Below are 2,824 nucleotides of genomic sequence, written 5' to 3'. Positions count from 1 at the left end.
AGATTTTGTTGGATGGTAATTGGCTGATTATGAAATCGTTTGGCATTTTGGTTTTAATAATATTTATGGTGCATTTTTTTGCAAATTAGTCATAAATGTGATTTAAGTAAGTACTGAGACAAAAGACACGAGACAAAAGATTCGAGATAAGTGATTTACTATCAATTATTTATGTCTTTTCAGATTGTTGATTTATTCTGTCCCATTACTTATTAGGATAAATATAATCGGATAATTTTGCACACAGCTAAATATCTGTTTATAAGCTCATTACATTGCTGTGGACTTGTTGACTATTGACCGTGGACTACTTATTATGTCACATTATTTTAAATCTCACGCCTGGGTATAACTGTTTGGTGCTTGGGCTAAAATAAAACTCAGGTTCGACCGATAAATGTTTCATTATTGGAAGAGTAGTTGAAAGTCTCCAAGTGTGCTTTGTGAAATAATTAGATTTATTGACTAAATAACCAAGCGAGATATTACCAACATTAGCAAATTTTGCCAAGCCATAATATTTCTTTCGAGGGTCGCTACTAAAAAAGCTAATTTGAGCATTAACGAAATTACTTGTACTTAGCTTGAAAGTATTATCTGATAAATTATTAAAGTGAAAGAATTGATTGGCACCTAAGCCAAAACCAATTCGACCTTTTGTAACAATGAGAGCATCAATACCCACTTCGGGGACAAATTTATCCCTTATCCAGCCTCCGCTTGTGTGAGCGGTAAGCGTAAATATTTGTGTTACTTGATAATTCCAGTAAAGTTGAGCGTTTGAAGTTGCGGCAATCGAAAGTGTATTGATAGGCATCATTGGCTTTTTCATCATGGCATCAAAACCTACTTTTGCTTTTATTTTATTGATATTTTTCTCTATTTCTTCTGTAACTTGCTTGTAATCAATATCTTCTACATCAGATAGATTATTGACGATAAATCCGTAACTTAATTGATACCCAATTCTTGGTTTGTTTTTGATAGTAACTTTTCCTTTATATTCATCGGGTAATTCTCCAAAAATTAGGTTAATTACTAAAGTATCTTTCATTGTTTTGAGTTTTACAAACTCGTTTCCGCCAATAATTCCGTAACGCTTTTCATTGGCTTGATGGATTTTCACAGTCAAACCTTCTTTAGGGTTTCTGAGGCTATATTTCCAGTTTTTATCATTAAGTCCATAATGATAAGTAACTGATTTTGAAGCCAGTTCATCGGTTTCTTCCTCGATTTCTTTATATTTCGATAAAGCTACTTTAACAAGCGAATCAAGATTGTATTTAGCTGATTGGAGCAAAAGAGGGGTGACGTTAGTCACAACGTAGGCTTTTGCATTATTTTTAAGTTGTATCTCTATTGCCTGATTCCATTTTTGGTCGTGGTTGATAGTTTGGGCAAAAAGGCTTCCACTAACGCTTCCGATAAGCGTTAAAATTAATAATAGCTTTTTCATAAAATGTAAATTTGTTAGTTTGAAATATTTGCGAGTGCGTAAGGAATAACTAGGGTTTGATTTTTAATAATATTCTGAATATCGGTTTGTACGTAGAATATTTTAGGTTTCATAAACACCTCAGATGTTTGTGCTTGGTATTCACTGATGTGCATAACTCTCATTTTTGTAGTTGCCATTTTTTTGGAAATTTGTGGTAATTCTATTGCCTTAAAAACAACTTCTGGAGTTTCGATAGAAAAGTTTTTATGGTTTTCAATTTGTTGAACATTTAATTGAAGACGCTCTTCTTTTACTGTTTTTTTCTTGTATCTGTTATAGATAGCTTGTTCACTATCAGTTGCTTTTGTTATTTTTTGAAAATCTTCTTTACTCAATAATGGCACGCTGCTAACTTCTATTGGTGGTGTTTCTATACTGCTATTTCCCTGAATTTTATTTTTATTATTTAGCCAAAAACTGCCACCGAGTAAAAGAATTAAACATGCTGCGGTAGCAATTCTTCGCCATATCAAAACTCTTATTTTTGTTTTTTTGTCCAATTGGTCTTCGATTTTTGCCCAAATCAATTTATCGTTCACCTCAATATTTTCGTCGTGAAGCGAATTGATTTTGAATCGGGTTAAATCGTCAATATTTTCAAATTTTTTCTTCATTTTCTGATTCCTAATTCATTGATTAGTTTTTTCTGTAATAGCAATCTTGCTTTGTGTAATTGTGTCTTTGAAGTATTTTCGCTGATACCGAGCATTTTGGCTATTTCATTGTGTGGAAAACCCTCAATGGCATAAAGATTAAATACTGTCCGATAACCGTCGGGTAAATCTTTGATGAGTTCTAAAATTTGTTTTGCATCAATATTTTCATCCATGAAAACCTCATTGCTTAGGTCGAGTACTTCTGTTGAGTCGAGTGTCAGAAATGCACTCCGCCGCCGTAAACACATTAGCGACTGATTAATTGCAATTTGCTTCATCCAAACTTCAAACGAGTTAATTTCTTTATAGTCAAAGGTTTTTATCTTCTCGAAAATCTTCACGAATGCTTCGGATGTACAATCTTCAGCATCGCTTACATCACGAACATACCGCAAACTTAACCGATATAGTGTACCTAAATATCGGTTATAGAGTGCCTTTTGTGCAGTTCGATTGTTGTGTCTGCAACCATCAATGATTGTATTGAAATCCATATCGATTACAGAAATGCTGTTCGTGCAAAAAAGGTTGCCTGAGTTTTGAAAAAAATATTTGTATGGAAAATATAATTTTACATGTAGAGACAGGGCATTGCCCTGTCTCTACGGGTAGACAAAATGAATTATTTTCAACTCCCTTTCGTTGAAAAATTAAGTATAATTCACAAAAG

Annotated in this window: 3 protein-coding genes; all 3 read right to left on the bottom strand. The window is 33.1% G+C overall.

Features of this window, described 5'->3' with window-relative positions:
* Positions 1–319: 319 nt before the first annotated feature.
* Positions 320–1,456 carry a hypothetical protein gene (locus ACOVO2_RS11300; protein ID WP_421770072.1) on the bottom strand — a complete coding sequence of 379 codons (1,137 nt, stop codon included), beginning with the start codon at positions 1,454–1,456 and terminating at the stop codon, positions 320–322.
* Between the two features lie 14 nt (positions 1,457–1,470).
* The gene (locus ACOVO2_RS11295) at positions 1,471–2,037 is read right to left on the bottom strand and encodes a hypothetical protein (RefSeq protein ID WP_421770071.1); all 567 of its coding nucleotides are present in this window, start codon (positions 2,035–2,037) and stop codon (positions 1,471–1,473) included.
* Between the two features lie 71 nt (positions 2,038–2,108).
* Positions 2,109–2,648 carry an RNA polymerase sigma factor gene (locus ACOVO2_RS11290; protein WP_421770070.1) on the bottom strand — a complete coding sequence of 180 codons (540 nt, stop codon included), beginning with the start codon at positions 2,646–2,648 and terminating at the stop codon, positions 2,109–2,111.
* Positions 2,649–2,824 lie beyond the last annotated feature (176 nt).

It is taken from the genome of Emticicia sp., from assembly GCF_049241225.1.
Taxonomy (GTDB): Bacteria; Bacteroidota; Bacteroidia; order Cytophagales; family Spirosomataceae; genus Emticicia.
Note: the sequence above shows the minus strand (reverse complement) of the source record. Positions and strands in the feature narration are given on the sequence as shown.

Bases quoted from the DNA above. Each gene is read 5' to 3' on its own strand.
- ACOVO2_RS11300 (WP_421770072.1), bottom strand. From the start codon at position 1,456: ATGAAAAAGCTATTATTAATTTTAACGCTTATCGGAAGCGTTAGTGGA.
- ACOVO2_RS11290 (WP_421770070.1), bottom strand. From the start codon at position 2,648: ATGGATTTCAATACAATCATTGATGGTTGCAGACACAACAATCGAACT.